At 73.3% G+C, this 20,464-nt stretch carries 11 protein-coding genes and 1 pseudogene; 6 read left to right on the forward strand and 6 right to left on the reverse strand.

Going from position 1 to position 20,464, the window contains the following annotated elements:
- From HWY08_RS13005 to HWY08_RS13030, 6 genes and pseudogenes are all read right to left on the reverse strand, one after another.
- A pseudogene (locus HWY08_RS13005) lies at positions 1 to 224 on the reverse strand (HNH endonuclease); the annotation flags it as partial.
- 522 nt (positions 225 to 746) lie between these two features.
- Positions 747 to 1,766 (reverse strand): NAD-dependent epimerase/dehydratase family protein, encoded by a 1,020-nt coding sequence (locus HWY08_RS13010; RefSeq protein ID WP_176065848.1) that lies wholly within the window; start codon positions 1,764 to 1,766, stop codon positions 747 to 749.
- Entirely contained in the window at positions 1,763 to 6,481 is a 4,719-nt protein-coding gene (locus tag HWY08_RS13015; protein WP_176065851.1) for an AMP-binding protein, read from the reverse strand. The genes HWY08_RS13010 and HWY08_RS13015 overlap by 4 nt, the downstream gene beginning before the upstream one ends.
- Positions 6,478 to 8,088, reverse strand: coding sequence for an NPN-dependent hydroxyacid isomerase, LarAH14/15/16 family (gene larAH / locus HWY08_RS13020; RefSeq protein ID WP_176065853.1), 1,611 nt, complete (start codon positions 8,086 to 8,088; stop codon positions 6,478 to 6,480). Before larAH ends, HWY08_RS13015 begins: the two co-directional genes overlap by 4 nt.
- A gap of 1 nt (position 8,089) precedes the next feature.
- A complete protein-coding gene (locus HWY08_RS13025; protein WP_176065855.1) occupies positions 8,090 to 8,770 on the reverse strand; it encodes an HAD family hydrolase in 681 nt (226 codons plus the stop codon).
- Between the two features lie 85 nt (positions 8,771 to 8,855).
- A complete protein-coding gene (locus tag HWY08_RS13030) occupies positions 8,856 to 9,839 on the reverse strand; it encodes an NAD-dependent epimerase/dehydratase family protein (protein ID WP_176065857.1) in 984 nt (327 codons plus the stop codon).
- Between the two features lie 102 nt (positions 9,840 to 9,941).
- On the opposite strand from HWY08_RS13030, the gene HWY08_RS13035 reads away from it, so the two are divergent.
- The 6 genes from HWY08_RS13035 (at position 9,942) to HWY08_RS13060 (ending at position 20,463) form a co-directional block, all read left to right on the forward strand.
- Positions 9,942 to 11,954 (forward strand): molybdopterin-dependent oxidoreductase, encoded by a 2,013-nt coding sequence (locus HWY08_RS13035; RefSeq protein ID WP_176065859.1) that lies wholly within the window; start codon positions 9,942 to 9,944, stop codon positions 11,952 to 11,954.
- A 124-nt stretch (positions 11,955 to 12,078) separates the two neighbouring features.
- Positions 12,079 to 14,640, forward strand: coding sequence for a bifunctional aconitate hydratase 2/2-methylisocitrate dehydratase (locus tag HWY08_RS13040; RefSeq protein ID WP_235969617.1), 2,562 nt, complete (start codon positions 12,079 to 12,081; stop codon positions 14,638 to 14,640).
- A gap of 311 nt (positions 14,641 to 14,951) precedes the next feature.
- Positions 14,952 to 15,641, forward strand: a complete 690-nt coding sequence (locus HWY08_RS13045; protein WP_176065863.1) for an NUDIX hydrolase — start codon at positions 14,952 to 14,954, stop codon at positions 15,639 to 15,641.
- A 48-nt stretch (positions 15,642 to 15,689) separates the two neighbouring features.
- The gene (gene pdhA / locus HWY08_RS13050; protein WP_176065865.1) at positions 15,690 to 16,745 is read left to right on the forward strand and encodes a pyruvate dehydrogenase (acetyl-transferring) E1 component subunit alpha; all 1,056 of its coding nucleotides are present in this window, start codon (positions 15,690 to 15,692) and stop codon (positions 16,743 to 16,745) included.
- A 237-nt stretch (positions 16,746 to 16,982) separates the two neighbouring features.
- Complete coding sequence (locus HWY08_RS13055) at positions 16,983 to 19,385, forward strand: OmcA/MtrC family decaheme c-type cytochrome (protein ID WP_176065867.1); 2,403 nt, start codon at positions 16,983 to 16,985, stop codon at positions 19,383 to 19,385.
- 16 nt (positions 19,386 to 19,401) lie between these two features.
- Positions 19,402 to 20,463 carry a pyruvate dehydrogenase complex E1 component subunit beta gene (locus HWY08_RS13060; RefSeq protein WP_255499663.1) on the forward strand — a complete coding sequence of 354 codons (1,062 nt, stop codon included), beginning with the start codon at positions 19,402 to 19,404 and terminating at the stop codon, positions 20,461 to 20,463.
- Position 20,464 lies beyond the last annotated feature (1 nt).

Here is a 20,464-nt window from a genome sequence, read left to right on the forward strand (position 1 = left end):
ATGGCGGCGATGCGCCGACCGGCGGCGCCCTCGCTCAGGTGGAGGGCGCGAACGCACCACTCCCACAGGGAAGGATAGCCGGCCTCGGCCCAGGCCCGGCGCTGGTCGAAGACGTCGAGGTGGAGCAAGAACTCGACCTGGGTGTGGCGCTCGTCCCCGGCTAGCGCGGTCAGGCGACGGGAGAGGGCGGCGGTATCGAGGGAAGCGGGCGCGGCGTCGGGCATGAAGACCTCCGGTGCGTGTTCTCCGACGGTAACACGCACTTTTCGAGCCTCCGGGAAGGCCCCTGGCCGCCGCGCCTGCGCGTCTTCGTGAGGAGCCCGCCGACTTCGCCTTCGACGGCGCCGCGCGCCTCGCAGGCGCAGGGCGCGGCGCGCTAGCGGGCCATCCTGTTGCATTGCCGGGCCGCGCGCGCGATTCAGCTGTGACTCGGTCAAGCGCGAAAGCGTTCACCGTTGGGGCGTGCTGCCGGCGCACCGCGGTTCACCCTCAGAGGACATTTGTGAGCCGGGCACGCCCAGCCGTCTCGAACGCGCGGCTCCGCCGCGCGTGGGGCGCCCGCCGGCCGAGGCCTGCCCGCCGGCGCGAGTCCGGCCGCCCATCCTGCCGCGCCCCTCTCTGCCCGTAGTCCGCCGGGCCGCCAAGCCCACCGACGGCCGCTGAGGCGCATGACCTCTAGGAGATGTGGCTGATGATGAGGCTCCGGCCGTCGCCCCGCTTCGCGGGGCGAGGGAGAGGGGGCTCTCTCAGCCGAGGTCGCCCACCGTCGCGGGCCGGCCGGCGCCCTTCGCGCGGACGTGGCGGTCGAGCCAGGCGACGGTGGCGTGCAGCGTCTCCTGGGGGTCGCGGGCGGTGAAGCCGAGCTCCTGCTCCGCCTTGCGGCTGTCCACGTAGAAGAAGTGCTCACCCATCTCGACCTCCTCGGGCGAGATGGGGCTCTCGCTGCCGCGCCAGCCGTGCCAGCGGCCGAGGAGGTGCGCCCCGGCCACGTTCACCTTCGAGGGCAGGCGCAGCGCGGGCGGGGCGACGCCGGAGAGGCGCGACAGGCGCGCGAAGAAGTCGGCGAAGGTCAGGTTGGCGCCGCCGAGGAGGTACCGCTCGCCGGGCCGGCCGCGGGTGAGCGCGGCCGCGAACGCCGCCGCCGCGTCGCGGACGTCCACGAACGAGAGCCCGCCCGAGGGCCGGGCCGGCACGCGCCGCTCGAGGAACTTGAAGACCACGTCGGTGGAGGAGAGGCGGGCGTCGCCGGGGCCGAGCAGCAGCGACGGGTTCAGCACCACCACCGGGAGGCCGGTGTCGCGGTGGAACCTGAGCGCCGTCTTCTCCTGGTAGATCTTGGAGAGGTAGTAGGGCCAGCGCGCCGCCACCTGGATGGGCGGGCCGTCCGACTCCGTGTGGACCTTCTCCTCGCGCGAGATGCCGATGGTGCCTGAGCTCGAGGCGAGGACGAACCGGCTCACCCCGGCGGCGTGCGCGTCCTCGAGCAGCGTCCGCGTGCACTCGACGTGGAGCTGGTAGAGGGCGGAGGGGTCGCGGGCGTCGAACGCCACCTGGCCGGCCAGGTGGAACACCGCCTCGACGCCGGCGAGCGCCCGCCGCACCGCCGCGCGGTCCTGCAGCGGGGCCCGGACCACCTCGGCCCCCAGCGCCTCGGCCTGGGCCGCGTCGCCGCGGGCGAGGACGCGCAGCCGATGCCCGCCCTCGGAGAGCAGCGGCAGGAGCGCCGAGCCGAGGAAGCCGGTGCCGCCGGTGACGAGCAGGTTCACGAGTCGTGCTCCTCCGGGGCGAGGATGACCTTGGCCGGCCCGGCGCCGCCCGCGTCCCCCCGCACGCGGGGAGCAGGGGCCGCACCGTCGCCGTCCTCCGGCGCGCCGGTCGCAGTCGCCTCGGCGGTCGCAGTCGCCTTCGCGGTCGCGGTCGCGGTCGAGGTCGCCTTCGCGGTCGCGGTCGCGGTCGCGGTCGAGGTCGCGGTCGAGGTCGCGGTCGAGGTCGCGGTCGAGGTCGCCGTCGAGGTCGCCGTCGAGGTCGCCGTCGAGGTCGCGTTCGAGGTCGGCCCGAGCCCCCCCAGCGCCCGCACCGCCTCCTCCATGAGGCGAGTGGCCTCCTTGTGCGCCTCGCCGCGCGCCAGGTGCGCGGTGCGGGCGCGCAGGTCGGCGACCGCGATGGGCTGCCCGATGACGACCGCCAGGTCGGCCGCGCGCGGCACGAGCCGGCCCGGGGCGAGCGCCTCGTGCGTCCCGCGGATGTAGACCGGGAGCGCGTCCACTCCGCACTGGAGCGCCAGGTAGCCCGCGGTCGGCTTGAAGCGCGCCAGCGCGCCGTCGCGCGAGCGGGTGCCCTCCGGGAAGATGAGGAGGTTGAGCCCCTGCCGCAGCGCCTCCTCCGCCGCCCGCAGGCTCTGCCGGACCGAGCCCGAGCGCTCCATCGGGATGAGGTTCGTGAAGTTCTCGAAGTAGGCGCGCTTGAGCGGCGTGTCGAAGAAGTAGTCGCGCGCCGCCAGCGCGGCGAGCCGCTCGCCCTGGTCGCCGAGCGCCACCTTGACGAGGCCCATGTCGAGGTGGCTGGCGTGGTTCGCCACCACCAGGAAGTTGCGGTCGCGCGGGATGAAGGCGCGCCCGCGCACCTCCGTCCGATAGAGATCCCGGTACAGCACGCGCTGGCCGGCGGCGAGGAGCTTCCGCCCGATCGCGGAGAGCGGCTCCGGCAGGGCGACGTCCGGCTCGCGCTCCGCGGCCGCCTTCTCCGCAGAGGGCGCCGGGGCCTCGCGCTCCGCCCGGTGCACCGCCGCGCCGGCGGCGCGCGCCAGCTCGCCGGCCGTCTCCAGCCGGTGCAGCCCGTCGGTCACGCTCGCCGGCACGCCCGCCTGCTCCAGCGCCGCCGCCAGCTCCGTCAACATGAGCGAGTCGAAGCCCAGGTCGGCCGCGAGCAGGCTCGCCGGCGTCACGCTCCCGCGCGGCCGGCGCGCCACCTCGGCCAGGAGGTCGAGCACCCAGCCGTCGCCCGCCGCCTCGCGCGCCGCGGTGCGGGCGCGCGCGCCCTGCTGCGCCGCCGCCTCGAGCTTCCGGAGCTCCTCGGCCACCCAGGCGCGCTTCACCTTGCGGGTGGAGGTCTTCGGCAGCTCCAGGTCGGTGACGTGCCAGACCTTCACCCGCTGGTGGAACGGGAGCGACGCCGAGACGCGCCGCACGTGCTCCTCGAGCCGCCGCCGCACCTCGGCGCGGTCGCGGCCCTCCCACCGCGGCACCACCAGCATCGCCAGCTTCTCGAAGGCGCCGTCGCGCAGGCCCACCACCGACAGCTCCTGCACCAGGTCCTCGGAGCGGTAGCGCTCCTCCACCTCGTCGGGGTGGACGTTCTTGCCGTCGGCGTCGATGACGACGTCCTTCTTGCGCCCCACCAGCACGAGCCGCCCGGCCTCGTCGAGCCGGCCGAGGTCGCCGGTCCGCAGCCAGCCGCCCTCGAGCACCTCGGCGGTGAGCGCCTCGTCCACCTCCGGCCGCTCGCTCCCCGCCTTCCAGTAGCCCGCCATGACGTTCGGCCCGCGGGCGAGCACCTCGCCCACCCCGCGCGCGTCCGGCGCGTCGATGCGCAGCTCGACGCCGGGCAAGGGCCGCCCCACGGTGCCGGCGCGGGGGCCGTCGTCGGGCGTCGAGACCGCCAGCACCGGCGCGGCCTCGGTCAGCCCGTACCCCTCGTAGAGGTCGAAGCCCAGCTCGTGGAAGGCGCGCTGGACGTCCGGCGCCAGCGCCGAGCCGCCCGAGACGAGGATGCGCAGCCGCCCGCCGAGCTTCCGGTGCACCGGCCAGAAGAGGAGCTTGCCGAGGTTCGCGCCCAGCCGGTCGCGCAGGCCGGCGTTCGCGCCCATGAGCGCGCGGGCGGCCGCCTCCACCGCGCCGGGGCGGGCCGACAGCTCCTGGGTGATGCGCCGGTGGAGGAGCGCCCACAGCGCGGGGACGCCGATCATGGCGGTGACGCGCCCGCTCTCCAGCGCGTCCCCGAGCGTGTCGGCGGTGAGCTCGTCGAGGTACTCCACCTCCGCGCCGCGCGCGAGCGGCACCAGCAGCCCGCAGGTGAACTCGAAGGTGTGGTGGAGCGGCAGCACCGACAGGAGCCCGTCGCCGGGCCCGAGGTCGAAGATCGACGAGAGCCGCGCCACCAGGCTGGTGAAGTTGCGGTGGGTGAGGAGGACGCCCTTGGGCGTGCCCGTGGTGCCGCTCGTGTAGATGAGCGAGGCGACGTCGTCGGGCTGGGGCGGCGGGAGGCGCGGCGCCGCGGCGGGGTCGCCCGCCAGCGCCTCGGCGAGCCCGAGCGGCGCCGGGCCGCCCTCGCCGCGCCAGGCCTGGACGAGCTCCGCCGCGCGCTCGGCCACCTCCTCCGAGAGGAGCGCCAGCTTCGCCCCGGCGCTGCGCGCCAGGTTCGCGAGCTCGGGCTGGGAGAGCTGGGCGTCCACCGGCACCGCCACGCCGCCGGCGGCGAGGACGCCGAAGAAGGCGATGCCCCACTCCGGGCGGTTCTCCGCGGCGAGCAGCACGCGGTCGCCCGGCCGGACGCCCCGCGCGGCGAGCGCGCCCGCGACGCGCTCCGCGGCCGCGCCCAGCTCGGCGTAGGTGTAGCGGTCCTTGCGCGCGCCGGTCATCCGCAGCGCGACGCGGCGCCGGTGGGTCTCGCAGGAGGCGTGGAGCAGCTCGAGCAGGTCGCGGTGCTGCTTCACGGGGTGGACCTTCTTCTGCGACTCCTCCTCCAGGCCGGGGAACACCCACTCCTCGAGGCCCTTCATGTGGACGTCGAGCCAGTACTCGCGCCAGGCGAGGCGCTCCGGGTCCCAGGGCAGCCGCTCCTGGTCCGCCGGCGCGAGCCGCGCGTACAGCTCGCGCAGGTGGGCGCAGCGGAAGACGTACCGGTTCTCCCACACGAAGGGCATGAAGAGCTCGAACAGGCTCTCCGTCTGCGCCAGCTTCGACTCGACCTCGTCGAGCGCGTCGGCGGCGCGTCCGGCCAGCGCCGAGAGCCGCGGCGCGCCCCAGCGAGGCCCCTCGTCGCGGAGCAGCCGGCTCGCCGCGCGCGCCAGCCGCGAGAAGGCCGGCGCGCTGAAGGTCTCGTAGTGCCGCCGCGAGACCGAGTAGGGCTCGAAGCGGGACCGCACCGCGTTGGCGAGCCGGCTCCCCTCCTGCCGGCTCCGGTAGAAGCGCCGGCGGTAGAGCCCGACCAGCGCCAGCGCGCGCCGCACGTAGAGCGGGTTCGTGTCGCTCGAGGCCAGGTGGTAGACGGACTTCCGGCCGGGGGGATGAGGCCCCCCCGGACCCCCCGCTCGCTCCGGGGCAGCCTCCTCCGGCTGCCCCTCCGCTCGCCCGTCGAGCACGTCGGCGAGGATCGCGACGATGGCCGCCGCCACCAGGTCGACCGGGACGATGTCGAGGATGGCGCGCTCGCCCATCGGGTAGACGCGCTGCCCCTTGAGGCCCAGGAACGCGAGCGGCGCGCTGGTGGTGAACCCCTCGTTCCAGCCCGGGAACGGGTAGCGCAGCGCGGTCTCGACGATGGCCGGGCGCACCAGCGCGAAGCGGACGCCGCTCCGCGCGATGGCCTGCTCGCCCAGGCTCTTCGTGTAGGTGTAGGTGTTGGGCCAGCCCCAGTGCCGGGCGCGCTCCATCCCCAGGTCGACCAGCCGCTGCGAGATCCAGAGGCGCTTCTCGCGCCCGAGCGCGAGGCGCTCGGAGCGCGCGTCGCCGGCGCGCCCCTCGGCCCGCAGCCGCTCCTGGGCGCGCGCCCGCAGCTCCGACTGGAGGGCGGCGTCCTCGGCCTCCTCGCGCACGCGGGCGATGCGGCGCTCGCAGTCGGCGAGCTCGCGGTCGAGGTCGAAGTCGCGCGCGTCGAGGGTGGGGGCGGTGGGCCGGCCCTCGACCCCGTCGCGGCGCGGGAAGTAGCCCTCGAGCGCCTCGTCCTCGAACACCACCCCGCTGCGGTTGCCCGCCACGAAGCAGGTGGAGACGTGGACGAGCGCCGCGCCGGTGCGCCGGCACAGCTCGGCGGCGTGGCGCGCGCCGAGCGCGTTCACGTCGATGGCCAGCTCGAGCGAGGGGTTGAAGTCCACCAGCCCGGCGCAGTTCACCACCGCCCGCAGCGGCCCCAGCGCCGCCAGGTCGGCCTCGGAGAGCCCGCACAGCGGGTCGGAGACGTCGCCGGCGAGCGGGGCGCACTTCTCGCGCAGGAAGGCGTCCAGCCGCGCCCCGTGCCGCTCGCGGAGCGGGTCGAAGGGCCGGCTCGCCGCCACCTTGCCGAAGAAGCGCGCCTCGGCGGTGCCGCCGGTCCCGGGGCGCACCAGCACGAACACCTTCCCGATCTCCGGGTACCGGTGGAGCAGCATCGAGAGCATGACCTTGCCCACGAAGCCGGTGGCCCCGGTCACGAGGATGCGCTGGCCGCGGAGCGTCGCCGCGACGTCGAGGAGCCCGGCGGGCGGAGCTGAGGTCGGCTCGCTCATCCGAGGTTCTGCGTCATGACGATGGGCGGGTGGTGGAGCATCGCGATCTGGGCGCTCCGGCCGTGGTGGGCGCGCGCCAGGTCGATGGCGTCGGAGAGGCGCTCGGCGCGCTCCCAGCCCATGAGCCGGGGCACGTGCTCGTTGTCGGCGCCGACCACGATGATGCGCCCGTAGTGCTGGCGGCCGTTCTCGCCCCAGTACCACATGAAGAACGGGTGCGCGCCGTGGTAGGCGTGGCCGGTCCGGTACATGTGCACGTAGCTCGGGTTCTCGGCGAACTCGCGCTCGTACTTCTGCTCGAGCACCTTCGCGTCGCGGGTCTCGGGCAAGAGCCGGTGGAAGAACTCGATGTAGCTCGGGTGGTGCTCGGGGTCGAACTCGTCCGAGCAGGGGTGGGTGACGATGAGCGTCCCGCCCGGCTTCACCAGCGGCTTCCCCCGGTAGAAGTTGAAGAAGTACCCGCAGGCCATGACCTGCACCAAGAGCGGGTTCAGGATCGAGTTCACGTTGTAGGGCGAGATGAACGGGATGCCCATGACGCCGACGTCGGCCTGGAAGTCGACGTCCACCGCGTACTGCTCCCAGCTCTTCTCCAGGATCTTGCGGTGGGTCGGCTCGGTGCGGCCGGCGTGGACCGCGATCACCTCGTAGGCGGCGGGCACGGCCTGGAACAGCTTGCGCCGCGCGGCGCGCGGCAGGGCCTTCAAGGTCGCCTGCAGGCCGGCGAGCTTCAGCCGATCGAGCTCGCCGTAGTGGTCCTCGCGCTTCATGAGGAAGCCCATCGGCCCGTCGAACATCCGGTTGTTGATGGTGGTCTCGATGTGGAACACGTCCAGGCTCTCGTCGATGACGCGGCCGATCCGGTCGATCGAGCGGTGCATCTCCGACCGCGCCGGGTCCATGTACGAGTCGCTCTTGCGGATGTGGTCCGGCGTGTGGTGCGCCTTCACGCCCTCGTAGTTGGTGAGCCCGGTCCCGACCGACTTGTGGCCGCCGTCCATGGGGACGAGGTTCAGGTTCACGTAGATGAGCAGGTCCGACTCGGCGGCGCGCCGGTTCACCACCACCTTCTCGCCGTGGCGGGTGGTGCCGAGCGTGACGAGGCCGTCCGGGTCCTCCGCGTCGTGGTGGTAGAGCCGGTCGGGCCACCAGGCGTCGAAGATCTTCTCGCCCACCATCCGCTTCACCTCGGCCGCCGTCATCCGGCGGTGCAGGCAGATGGCGATGACGAGGTGGACGTCGTCCACCCCCGAGTCGGCGAGCAGCTCGAGCACGACCTCCAGCACCTGCTGCCGCACGTCGGGCGTGCGCATGGGCGGCAGCGGCAGGGAGATGTCGTCGAGCGCGATGGTGACCTTCATCCCCGGGCGCAGCTTCGCGTGGAGCGGCTCGCAGCCCTCGGGGTGGTTGATGGCCCAGCGGATGGCGGACTTCACGTTGGGCAGGCCGGCGACGGGCGGCTTCGGGTAGATGACCTTCGTGCCGACGGGGAGGTCCTCGACCAGCAGGTCCTCGCCCGAGAAGAGGACGCGCGGCGCCGAGTCGCGGTCGAGGGTGACGACCTGCTCGGCCTGCTCGTGGAGGCGGGTGAGGGAGAGGGGGCGCATGTCAGGAGGCTCGGGTGGTGTCGAGGATGGGCCACGCGTAGGCGCGGGCCACTTGGCGCAGCCGCAGGTCGGGGTTCACCGCGGCCGGGTGGCCGACCACCGTCAGCATGGGGTAGTCGGAGAAGCTGTCGGAGTAGGCGTGGCTCCGGTCGAGGGCGAGCCCCTCGCGCAGGCAGTAGTCGCGCACCGCCACCGCCTTGTGCGCCCCCTCCACGATGGGCGGGACGACGCGGCCGGTCGCCACCCCCTCCACGTAGTGCATCCGGTTGGCGATGACGTCGTCGGCGCCGAGGTGCCGCGCCAGGTCGCGCACCGTGAAGTCGAGCGCGCCCGTCACCAGCACCAGGCGGCAGCCGGCGCGGCGCGCCTCGGCCAGGAGCCGCGGCGTGCCGGGGTGGATGGCCGGCAGGAGCACCGCCTCGAACAGCTCCGCCGCCAGCTCCTCCAGCCGGTCCTGCGAGAGGCCGCGGTACGACTGGTAGAAGAGCTCGTTGAAGGCCTTGCGGTCGAGCTTGTCGAGCGCCCAGTAGAGCGGCGCGCCGGCCAGGGTGCGCGCGGTCCGGAGCGCCGTGCCGAAGATGCTCCCCTGGTTCAGCGCGTAGTACGCGAACGCGTGGACGATGTTCGTCCGGACCAGGGTCCCGTCCACGTCGAAGAACGCGGCGCGCTGGGGGTCGGGCATGCGGTGCGTGAAGTCCCGGGTGGGGGTCGAGGGTGAAGCTGGAATGTTATAGCCAGTGGCGCGCCGAGCGGGCCTGCAATCGAGATCAGGGCCCCGGCAGCCACCCGCGCTCGCGGTAGTCGCGCGCGGAGCGGGCGACCGAGTCGCGCAGCGCCGTCCCGGCGGTGAACCCGAGCACCCGCTCCGCCTTGCCGGTGGCGCAGGTCCAGCCCGGGGCGAGCACCTGGCGCACGAGCTTCCGGTTGAGCGGGAGGCGGCGGCCGGTGAGCCGGGTGACGGCGTCGGCGGCCCAGCCGAGGGCCGAGAGCGCCGCCGGCGGGACCGGCACGGTGCGCGGCGCGACGCCCAGCGCGCGCGCCACCTCGCGCTGCAGCCCCTCGACGCTGGTGCGCTCCGGCGAGGCGAGGAAGAAGACCTGGCCGACCGCCTCCGGGCGCTCGCCGAGGAGCGCGAAGCCGCGGGCGCAGTCGTCCACGTCGATCCACGAGAGCGGCCGCTCCGGCCCGAGGACCCGCAGGACCAGGCCCTTCGCGGCGAGCCGGAAGAAGAGGAGGTTCTCGCGGTCGCCGGGCCCCAGGATGCGCGGCGGCCGCGCCACCGCCACCGGCAGGCGGCCGGCGTAGGAGAGCGCGATCCGCTCCGCCTCCGCCTTCGACTCGCCGTACCACTCGACCGGGGCGAGCGGGTCCTCCTCCCGCTTCCCCTCGCGCGAGGGGCCGGCGGCGGCGAGCGAGCCGGCCAGCACGAAGCGCCCGCGCGCGGCGCCGCCCTCGAGGCAGGCGTCGAGGAGGAGCCGGGTCGAGCCGGCGTTCACCGCGAAGAAGCTGTCGCGGTCGGCGGCGCGGCGCAGGCCCGCCAGGTGGTAGACGAGCTCGCACCCGTCCACCGCCCGGCGCACCGCCGCGCGGTCGAGCGCGTCGCCGCGCACCACCTCCACCCCGGGCGGCAGCGCCGACGCGTCGCTCGAGGGCCGAAGCAGCGCGCGCACCGCCACGCCGCGCGCGGCGAGCGCGCGGACGAGGGCGCGGCCGAGGAACCCGGCGGCGCCGGTGACGAGGGCGGTCGGCATGCGGGGACCATGAGCCACGCCGGCGGCGGCCGGTCAACGGAAAGCGCGCCGGGCCGGGCCGCGCGTTGAAATCTCCCGGGCCGGCGGGGCAGGATGCCGGCCATGCCGACCGTCCACCGCTCCGCCTGCCCCTACGACTGCCCCGACTGCTGCGGGCTCCTGGTGGAGGTGGAGGGCGGCCGGGCGGTGGCGGTCCGGGGCGACCCCGACCACGCGTGGTCGCGCGGGACGCTCTGCCCGAAGATGAACCACTACGAGGCGACGGTGCACGCGCCTTCGCGCCTCACCACCCCGCTCCTGCGCGACGGGCCGAAGGGCTCCGGGCGCTTCCGCCCGGCCGGCTGGGACGAGGCGATCGCGCTCGTGGCGTCGCGCTGGAAGGCGCTCATCGCGGCGCACGGCGCCGAGTGCCTCCTGCCGTACTCGTACGCCGGGACGATGGGCCTCGTGCAGCGCAACGCCGGGCACGCCTTCTTCCACGCGCTCGGGGCCTCGCGCCTCGACCGCACCATCTGCTCGCCGGCCAAGGGCGCCGCCTGGAAGGCGGTCATGGGCGAGACGGCCGGCATGGACCCGGAGGAGGTGGCCGAGAGCGACTTCGTGGTCGTGTGGGGCCTCGACCCGGTGGCGACGAACATCCACCTGGTGGCGCGGCTCAAGGCCGCCCGCGCCCGCGGCGCGCGCGTCCTCCTCGTCGAGACCTACCGGACCGCGAGCGCCCACCTCGCCGACGAGGTGCTCCTGGTGCGGCCCGCCTCTGACGGCGCGCTGGCGCTCGGGGTGCTGCACGTCCTCGAGCGCGACGGGCTGGTGGACCGCGCCTTCGTGGACGCCCACGTGCAGGGGTGGGGGGAGCTGGCGCGGCAGGTGCTGCCCGAGTGGACCCCGGCGCGGACGGCGGCCGTCACCGGCCTCGCGGAGGAGCGGGTGGTGGCGCTGGCGCACGCGCTCGGGGAGGCGCGCGCGCCCTTCATCCGGGTGGGCAACGGGCTCTCGCGGCACGGCAACGGCAGCATGAACCTGCGCGCCATCGCCTGCCTCCCCGCCGCCCTGGGCGCCTGGGCGAAGCGCGGCGGCGGCGCCCTCTTCGACAGCTCGGCGTCGAAGGCGTTCGACACCTCCGCCGTCACGCGCGAGGACCTGCAGCCCGGCCCGACCCGGCTCGTCAACATGAACCAGCTCGGGCACGCCCTCACCGAGCTCGACCGGCCGCGGGTGATGTCGCTCTACGTCTACCACTCGAACCCGGCCGCCGTGGCGCCCGACCAGAACCGCGTGCTGGCGGGGCTCCTGCGCGAGGACCTGTTCACGGTCGTGCACGAGCGCTTCCTCACCGACACCGCGCGCCACGCCGACGTGGTGCTCCCGGCCGCGAGCTCCCTGGAGGCGGACGACCTCTTCCGCTCCTACGGACAGTACGTGATCCAGCGCACCCGGCCGGTGGTGGCGCCGGTGGGCGAGGCGAAGCCGAACTGGGACGTGTTCCGGCTCCTCGCCAGGGCAATGGGCCTCACCGACCCCTTCTTCGAGCTCACCGCGAACGACCTCGTCGAGCGGCTCCTCGCGCCGCCGTCTCCCTGGCGCGAGGGCCTCGACCGGGCGGCGCTGGACGAGGGCCGTCCGCTGTCGCTGAAGCTCCCGCCCGACGTGAAGCTCCGCTTCCGGACGCCGTCGGGGAAGATCGAGATCCTGAACCCCAGCCTGGCGCAGCCGCTGCCGGTCTACCGCCCGCCGCACACGGCCGGCTCGGCCCTGCCGCTCCGGCTCATGACGGCGCCGTCGGTGTGGGGGCTCAACTCCTCCTTCCTCCAGGAGCGGGCGGATCTCCAGTCGAAGGCGGGCCCCATGGCGCTGCGGATGAGCCTGGCCGACGCGGAGCGGCGCGGGCTCGCGGCGGGCGCCCGGGTGGTCGCCTGGAACGAGCTCGGCGAGGTGACGTTCACCCTGGAGGTGACGGACGACGTGCCGGCGGGCGTGGTGGTCGCGCCCGGCGTGCGGCGCCTCGAGGACGCGCTCGGGGCGCGCACCGTGAACGCGCTCACCTCGCAGCGGCTCACCGACGAGGGCGAAGGCAGCACGTTCTACGACACCGCCGTCGACGTGCGGGCCGCCTAGGTCTCCCCTCGCCCGAACCCGGGCGGGGTGACAATCCGCCGCAGATGGTGTAGGAGAACGGGCGTCCCGCCGGGGCAAGCGCGCGCCCGGACAGGGTTTCTCCCCCAACCCCGATCCGAAGGAGATGACGGTGATCGACGCTTACCTGAAGCACGAGGCGGAGCGAAAGGCACTCGGAATTCCCGCTCGCCCGCTCGACCCGGAGCAGACGCGGGAGCTGTGCAAGCTCCTCGAGGCGCCGCCGGCCGGCCAGGAGAAGTTCCTCCTCGACCTGCTCGAGAACCGCGTCTCCCCGGGCGTCGATCCCGCCGCCGAGGTGAAGGCCGGCTTCCTGGCCGACGTCCTCCACGGCAAGCGCAAGTCGCCGCTCCTCTCGAAGAAGGACGCGGTCCGCATCCTCGGCACGATGATGGGCGGCTACAACGTCGGCCCGCTGGTCGAGGCGCTCTCCGTCCCCGAGCTCGCCGACGGCGCCGCGCAGGCGCTCTCCGCCACCACCCAGGTCTACGACGCCTTCGACGCCGTGCTGGCGCTCTCGAAGAAGAACGCCGCCGCGAAGCGGGTGGTGGAGTCCTGGGCCAAGGCCGACTGGTTCACCGCCCGGCCGGGCGTGCCGGCGCAGGTGAAGGTCAAGGTCTTCAAGGTCGACGGCGAGATCAACACCGACGACTTCTCCCCCGCCGGCGACGCCTCGACCCGGCCCGACATCCCGCTCCACGCGCTCGCCATGGGCAAGACGCGCTTCCCGGGCGGCCTGGCGAAGATCGCGGAGTTCCGCGCCCAGGGCTTCCAGGTCGCCTTCGTGGGCGACGTGGTCGGCACCGGCTCCTCCCGCAAGAGCGCCTGCAACAGCGTGCTGTGGGCCATCGGCGAGGACATCCCGTCCGTGCCCAACAAGCGGCGCAACGGCGTGATCATCGGCGGCGTCATCGCGCCCATCTTCTTCAACACGGCGCAGGACTCGGGCGCGCTGCCCATCAAGACCGACGTCACGAAGCTCAAGACCGGCGACGTGGTGGTCATCGACACGGTGAAGGGCGAGGTCCGGACCGAGCAGGGCGAGGTGCTCTCGACCTTCAAGCTCGCCCCGAACACGCTCGCCGACGAGTACCGCGCCGGCGGCCGCATCCCGCTCATCATCGGGCGCGCCCTGACCGAGAAGGCGCGCCAGGCGCTCGGCCTCGGCGAGACCGACCTCTTCACGAAGCCGGTGAACCCCCAGCCGAAGCCCGGCCAGGGCTACTCGCTGGCGCAGAAGATGGTGGGCAAGGCCTGCGGCGTGGCCGGCGTGCTGCCCGGCACCGCCTGCGAGCCGAAGATGACCACCGTCGGGTCCCAGGACACGACCGGCCCCATGACCGCCGACGAGCTCAAGGAGCTCGCCTGCCTCAAGTTCGCCGCCCCGATGTTCATGCAGTCGTTCTGCCACACGGCCGCCTACCCGAAGGCGGCCGACGTGAAGATGCACAAGAGCCTGCCGCGCTTCGTGCAGGAGCGCGGCGGCGTCGCGCTCAAGCCGGGCGACGGCGTCATCCACTCCTGGCTCAACCGCCTGCTCCTGCCCGACACCGTCGGGACGGGCGGCGACAGCCACACCCGCTTCCCCATCGGCATCAGCTTCCCGGCCGGCTCGGGCCTGGTCGCCTTCGCCGGCGCCGCCGGCTTCATGCCGCTCGACATGCCGGAGAGCGTGCTCGTCCGCTTCAAGGGCAAGCTGAAGCCGGGCATCACGCTCCGCGACGTGGTGAACGCGATCCCGTACTGGGCCATCCAGCAGGGCCTCCTCACCGTGCCGAAGAAGAACAAGAAGAACGTCTTCAACGGCCGGATCCTGGAGATGGAGGGGCTGCCCGACCTCACCGTCGAGCAGGCGTTCGAGCTCACCGACGCCGCCGCCGAGCGGAGCGCCGCCGCCGCCTGCGTCGACCTGTCGGAGAAGAGCGTCGCCACCTACCTCCGCTCCAACGTCGCGCTCATGAAGAAGATGATCGCCGACGGCTACCAGGACGCCGCCACGCTGCAGCGCCGCGTGGACGAGGCCGAGGCGTGGCTCGCGAAGCCCGCGCTGCTCCGCGCCGACAAGAACGCCGAGTACGCGGCGGTGATCGAGATCGACCTGGCCCAGCTCGACGAGCCGATCCTGGCCTGCCCGAACGATCCCGACGACGTGAAGAAGCTGTCCGCCGTCCAGAACACGAAGATCGACGACGTGTTCCTCGGCTCCTGCATGACGAACATCGGCCACTTCCGCGCCGCCGGCGAGCTCTGGAAGGGGCAGAAGTTCAACCCGGCGGTGCGGACCTGGATCTGCCCGCCGACGCGCATGGACCAGCAGCAGCTCAAGGACGAGGCGTACTTCTCGACCTACACGGCCATCGGCGCCCGCATCGAGATCGCCGGCTGCTCGCTGTGCATGGGCAACCAGGCGCGCGTGCCCGACGCGGTCAACGTCTTCTCGACGTCGACCCGCAACTTCGACGACCGCATGGGCAACGGCGCCAAGGTGTTCCTCGGCTCGGCCGAGCTGGGCGCGGTGGCGGTGAACCTGGGCCGGCTCCCCACGCCCGCCGAGTACTTCGCGGCCTACCAGGAGAAGATCGCGCCCAAGGCGGCGCAGGTGTACCGCTACCTCCAGTTCGACGAGCTCGAGGAGTACAAGCCGAAGGGGCTGCGCACGGTCGCCTGAGCGACCGGCGGGTGGCCGCTCCAGGCGGCTTCGCGAGGGCGGGGGCGCGTGCTCCCGCCCTCTGCTCTTGCGCGCGGCGCCGCGGGTTGCCTCTCCCCGGCGCCGTTTTTAGTTTTTGTACAACGAGGAACCGGATCCCGCGGGCCCACGGGATCGCGAAGCTGACCGAGCGGACGGCACCGGGTCATCGCGGGGAGGTTGTCCCGGGACCGTTCCCCCCCACCACTCACGTCGTGCGCCGGCGGCGCGCGGGCCAGGTGCCCTCGCGCCGCCGGCTTGCTTCAGCCGGCGGGCGCCCCTAGCCTGCGCGGATGCCGCGCCTGACCGCGATCGAGATCGTCGAGGACCGCACCGCCCGCTCGCGCTGCGACGAGGGCTTCCTCCGGCTGAAGCGCTACCGAGCCCGCAACCGCCGGGAGGACGGCTCGCGCTCCCCCGAGTACCCCATCGACGTCATCGACCGGCCGACCCTCGACGCGGTGGCGGTGTGCCTGTGGGCGCGCGGCGCCGAGGGGATCGAGGTGCTCACCCGCCGCGGGCTCCGGCCCGCCGCCTACTTCAGGCGCGGCAAGGCTGCGGTGCTGCCGGAGGGCGAGTACCTCCTGCTGGAGGAGCTGGTGGCGGGGGTGCTCGAGCCCGGGGAGGTGGGCCTCGACGCGCTGCGGCGGCGCGCCGCGGACGAGGTGCGGGAGGAGGCGGGGCTGGAGGTCGCGCCCGACCGCTTCCAGCCGCTCGGCGGGCCCTTCTTCATGCTCCCGGGCATCGCGTCGGAGAAGATCCACCTGGTGGAGGCCCAGGTGGAGCGCGGCGGCGGCCCGGCGGTCTGGCCCGCGCCCGAGACGGGGGACGGCTCCCCCCTCGAGGAGGGCGCCGAGCTGCGCTGGCGGCCGCTGGCGGCGGCGATCGAGGCCTGCGAGCGGGGGGAGCTCGAGGACGCGAAGACCGAGCTCGCCCTGCGCCGGCTCCAGGCGCGCCTGGGCGCCGGGCTTCGCTCGCCGTGAAGCGGATCGCGTTGACTTCGCGCGCCTCCGCCCCCTAAAGAACGCGGCATGGCCGAAGCGAACACCGCCGCCCGCGAGGCGGCCGCCCCTCGGGCGGAGACCGCGCCCGCGGCGAAGCAGGCGCTCCTCGACCTCTACCGGCGCATGCTGCTCCTGCGGCGCTTCGAGGAGGCGGCGGGGCGCGTCTACACCGAGGGCAAGATCGGCGGCTTCTGCCACCTCTACATCGGGCAGGAGGCGGTGGGGATCGGGGTGCAGACGGCGCTCGATCCCGCGCGCGACTACCTCGTGAACGGCTACCGCGACCACGGGCACGCGCTGGCGTGGGGGACGGAGCCGGAGAAGGTGATGGCCGAGCTGTACGGCAAGGCCAACGGGATCGCGCGCGGCAAGGGTGGGTCGATGCACATGTTCGACGCCCCCCGCCACAACCTCGGCGGCTACGGGATCGTCGGCGGGCAGATCCCGCTCGCGGTCGGCGTCGGCTTCGCGCTGCGGTACCAGAAGAAGGACGGCGTGGTGGTGTGCCTCTTCGGCGAGGCGGCCGTGAACAACGGCGCCTTCTGGGAGTCGCTCAACATGGCGGCCATCTGGAAGCTGCCGGTCATCTTCATCTGCGAGAACAACCGCTACGGGATGGGCACCTCCATCGAGCGCAGCTCGGCCGTCACCGAGGTGTGGCGGCGCGCCTGCGCGCACGATCTCCGGGGAGAGCTGGTGGACGGCATGGACGTGCTCGCGGTCCGCGACGCGGTCGCGCGCGCCGCCGCCGAGGTGCGCCCGGAGGGCGGGAAGCCGGTGCTGCTCGAGGCGCGCACCTACCGTTACCGCGGGCACTCGATGGCCGATCCGGCGACCTACCGCACGCGCGACGAGGTCGAGCAGGAGAAGAAGCGCGATCCCCTGAACGTACTGCTCGCCCGCGCGCGCGAGCGGAGCGTCGAGCTGCCGCAGCCCGAGCTGGAGCAGCTCGACGCCGAGGTCGGGAAGGTGGTCGAGGCGGCGCTGCGCGCGGCCGAGGAGGGGCCGCAGCCCGACGTCGCGTCGATCTGGCGGGACGTCTACGCGTCCGCCGAAGATCCGGCGCTGCACCGCGAGATCTGACCGCCGCCGACCCGGTCGAGCGCTCGTTTCCCCTTTCGGGACACCGCCCGCGGCGCCCCGTCGCCCCGCTGCAAACGCGGCGAAAGGCGCGCACGGGCACCCGTTCGGGTTGCTACGCCGCAAAGGGGGTGCCTAGACACCCACCGTCATCGTGTCATCCTTCCACGCGATCCGCAGTCGGAGTCGCGTGCCGCATTCACCTTGGACGGGCTGGTTCCGGGCCCAGGATGGCTAAGGATGACGAAGCCTTCTCTCGGAAGCGTGGCGCTCGTGGCCGCATGCGCGGCGGCGATCGGTCTGGCAGCTTGCAAGGGCGACCGGGGTCCGGCGGGACCCCCTGGACAGCCCGGCGGGACGACGGGTGGGACGGACGGCGGCACGAGCGCCACCGGCACCTCGGCGGCGCGACTGTACGCGAAGTTCACCGCCGCCAGCATCCCCAACGGAGGCGCCAAGGGTGGGACCCCGACCGTCACCTACCGGCTCTTCAAGGACGCCGCGCTCACGCAAGACGCCGGCACCTGCGCCGGCGGTGGCTCGAGCAGCTACGCCGCCTTCTCGCCCAACTTCACGGTCGCGAAGCTCATCGACGATCCGGAGAACCCGGGGACGAAGATCTGGCAGAGCTACATCAACCGGCTCATCGGGACTGTGAAGGTCGCCGCCACCGAGGGCGCCCGCGGCAGCGTCGCCGGCACGCTCAAGGACAACGGCGACGGCACCTGCACCTACACCTTCAAGAGCGACCTGAGCGCGCCAGTGGCGCCGTCCACCACCGCGGCCGTGACGGAGACCTACGACCCGGCGGCCGTCACCCGCGTCGGCATGCAGAACAACGGCGCCTCGGTCGACGACACCCACCCGGCCTTCGACGGGTTCGTCGACGTGGCGGCGGGGGGAGGGCAGGCGCAGGCCGACAACGCGCGCGTCGTCGTCGCGACCGCCTCCTGCAACCAGTGCCACCGCGATCTCGCCCACCACGGCGCGAAGCGGCTCAGCACCGAGTACTGCGTCACCTGCCACAACCCCGGCACGCCCGACCCCGACCCGACCAGCGTGAACTCCACCTCGCTCGCCTTCGCGGTGATGGTCCACAAGATCCACCAGGGCGGGAACCTGCCCAGCGTGACGGGCAACAACGTGAACGGGACGAAGATCACGGGCGCCACGGCCGGTCAGTACCCGGGCAAGATCGTCATCAACGGCACCGACTACACCTTCGTCGGCTTCCCGCAGGACACCGGCAACTGCACGGTCTGCCACGGCGCGACCACCGGCACCGGCAACGACTACTGGAAGACGCAGGCGAGCATCGAGAGCTGCGGCGCCTGCCACGACCGCGTCGACTTCACGGCCGCCGCGCCGAGCCCCACCGCGGCGCCGCCGAAGGCCGGGTACATCGCGCACCCGGCCGGCGCGGTGCAGGACGGTCAGTGCACCCAGTGCCACGGCGCCGGCAAGCAGGTCGACACGACCGTCGTGCACCGGATCGGCATCCCGACGCCCGACCAGCAGAAGTCGCGCTACGCCATCAAGAGCGTGACCAACACCGCGCCGACGCAGACGCCGGTGGTCACGATCGCCATCACCAACCCCACTGCGAGCGACGCGCCGCAAGATCTCGCCGCCGACCCGCTCTGGACCAACACCACCAACGGCGCGAGCCGGCTCGCCGTCACGATCGGCTGGTCCGTCAAGGCCGGGGAGGACTGGGACAACTCGGGGAATGGGAACGGCGCCGCGCAGCCGGTCTCGGTCGACGTGCTGGCGGGCGTGAAGGCCGGCACGGTCACGAAGAACACCGATGGCACCTACGTGGTCACCTCGAGCAAGCCGGTCCCCTCCGACGCGAAGGGCTCCGGCGTCGTGCTCATCGAGGGACACCCGGGCACCTCCACCGGCACGCGGTTCTCCGTGACGAACGCCATCCAGTACTTCCCGATCACGGACGCGACCGCCACCCCGCGGCGCGTGGTGGTCGACATCCAGAAGTGCGACAAGTGCCACGGCCTGCTCTCCCTGCACGGCAACAACCGCACCGACAAGATCGAGGGCTGCGTCATCTGCCACAACGCTCAGGCGACCGACATCAGCCAGCGCCCCGGGACCACGGCCGGCGTGGACGGGAAGATCGAGCAGAGCATCCAGTTCGGGGCGATGATCCACGGGATCCACGCCGGGAAGCATGATCCGTTCACGCAGGGCATCGTGGTTTACGGGTTCGGGAAGAGCGTGAACGACTTCCGCGACGTGCAGTTCCCGGAGGGCAACTCGGTCGGCCACTGCGACGCGTGCCACGCCGACACGAACCCGCTCCCGAGCGCCGACACCGGCATCGTGAACGGCATCACCATCACGACGGGCGGCGCCACCGTCACGGATCAGACGACGTTCCTGCGGACGACGCACGGCGCGGGCATCTGCTCCTCGTGCCACCAGTCGGCGCAGCCGACCGCGCACATGGCCCAGAACGGCGGCGTGGGCGTGGCCACGGTCGGGACCACCACCATCAGCGGCACCGGACTGACCCAGGGGGCGATCGACCAGGCGGGCACGCTGGGCGGCACCGGCGCCGAGGCCTGCACGGTCTGCCACGGCAAGGGCTCGATCGCCGATCCGGCCCTGTTCCACGGCCACTAGGCCGGGCTGACGGCGAGTGACGGGAGGGGGCGAGCCCGCGGGGCCCGCCCCCTCGCTTTTCCTTGCGGCGGCGGCGGAGGCGCGCAAGAACCGGCGCATGCCCGTCCTGTCGTACCGTGAAGCGCTCAACCAGGCGATGCGCGAGGAGATGGCGCGCGACGACCGCGTCTTCCTCCTCGGCGAGGAGGTCGGCCAGTACAACGGCGCCTACAAGGTGTCGCAGGGGCTCCTCAAGGAGTTCGGCCCCTGGCGCGTGGTGGACAGCCCGATCTCGGAGCTCGGCTTCGCCGGCCTGGGCGTCGGCGCCGCCATCGCCGGGCTGCGCCCCATCATCGAGTTCATGACCTGGAACTTCGCGCTGCTGGCCTACGACCAGATCGTGAACAACGCGGCCAAGATGCGCTCGATGTCGGGCGGGCAGCTCACCTGCCCGGTCGTCTTCCGCGGCGCGCAGGGCGCGGCCCACCAGCTCGCGAGCCAGCACTCGCAGGTGTTCGAGAACATCTACGCCTACATCCCCGGGCTCAAGGTGGCGGTGCCGGCCACCCCGCGCGACGCGAAGGGCCTGCTCAAGACCGCCATCCGCGACGAGGATCCGGTGGTCTTCATGGAGTCCGAGGTCCTCTACGGCTCGAAGGGCGAGGTGGAGGAGGGCGAGCTCCTCATCCCCTTCGGGCAGGCCGAGATCGTGAGGGACGGCGGGGACGTGACGATCGTCGCCTGGCAGAAGATGCGCTTCGTGGCGCTGAAGGCGGCGGAGCTCCTGGAGCAGGAGGGGATCCACGCCTGCGTCATCGACCCGCGCACGCTGCGGCCCTTCGACCTCCCCGCGGTGCTCGGCTCGGTCGCCCGCACCCACCGCTGCGTCATCGTCGAGGAGGGGTGGCCGTGGATGGGCTCCGGCGCGCAGCTCGCCGACGCCGTCCAGCGCCACGCCTTCGACGACCTCGACGCGCCCGTGCTGCGCGTCACCGGGCGCGACGTGCCCATGCCCTACGCCAAGCCGCTCGAGCACGAGGTCCTGCCGACGCCCGAGCGCGTCGTCGAGGCCTGCAAGAACGTGCTCTACAGGACCTGAC

Source organism: Anaeromyxobacter diazotrophicus, assembly GCF_013340205.1.
Lineage (GTDB): Bacteria > Myxococcota > Myxococcia > Myxococcales > Anaeromyxobacteraceae > Anaeromyxobacter_A > Anaeromyxobacter_A diazotrophicus.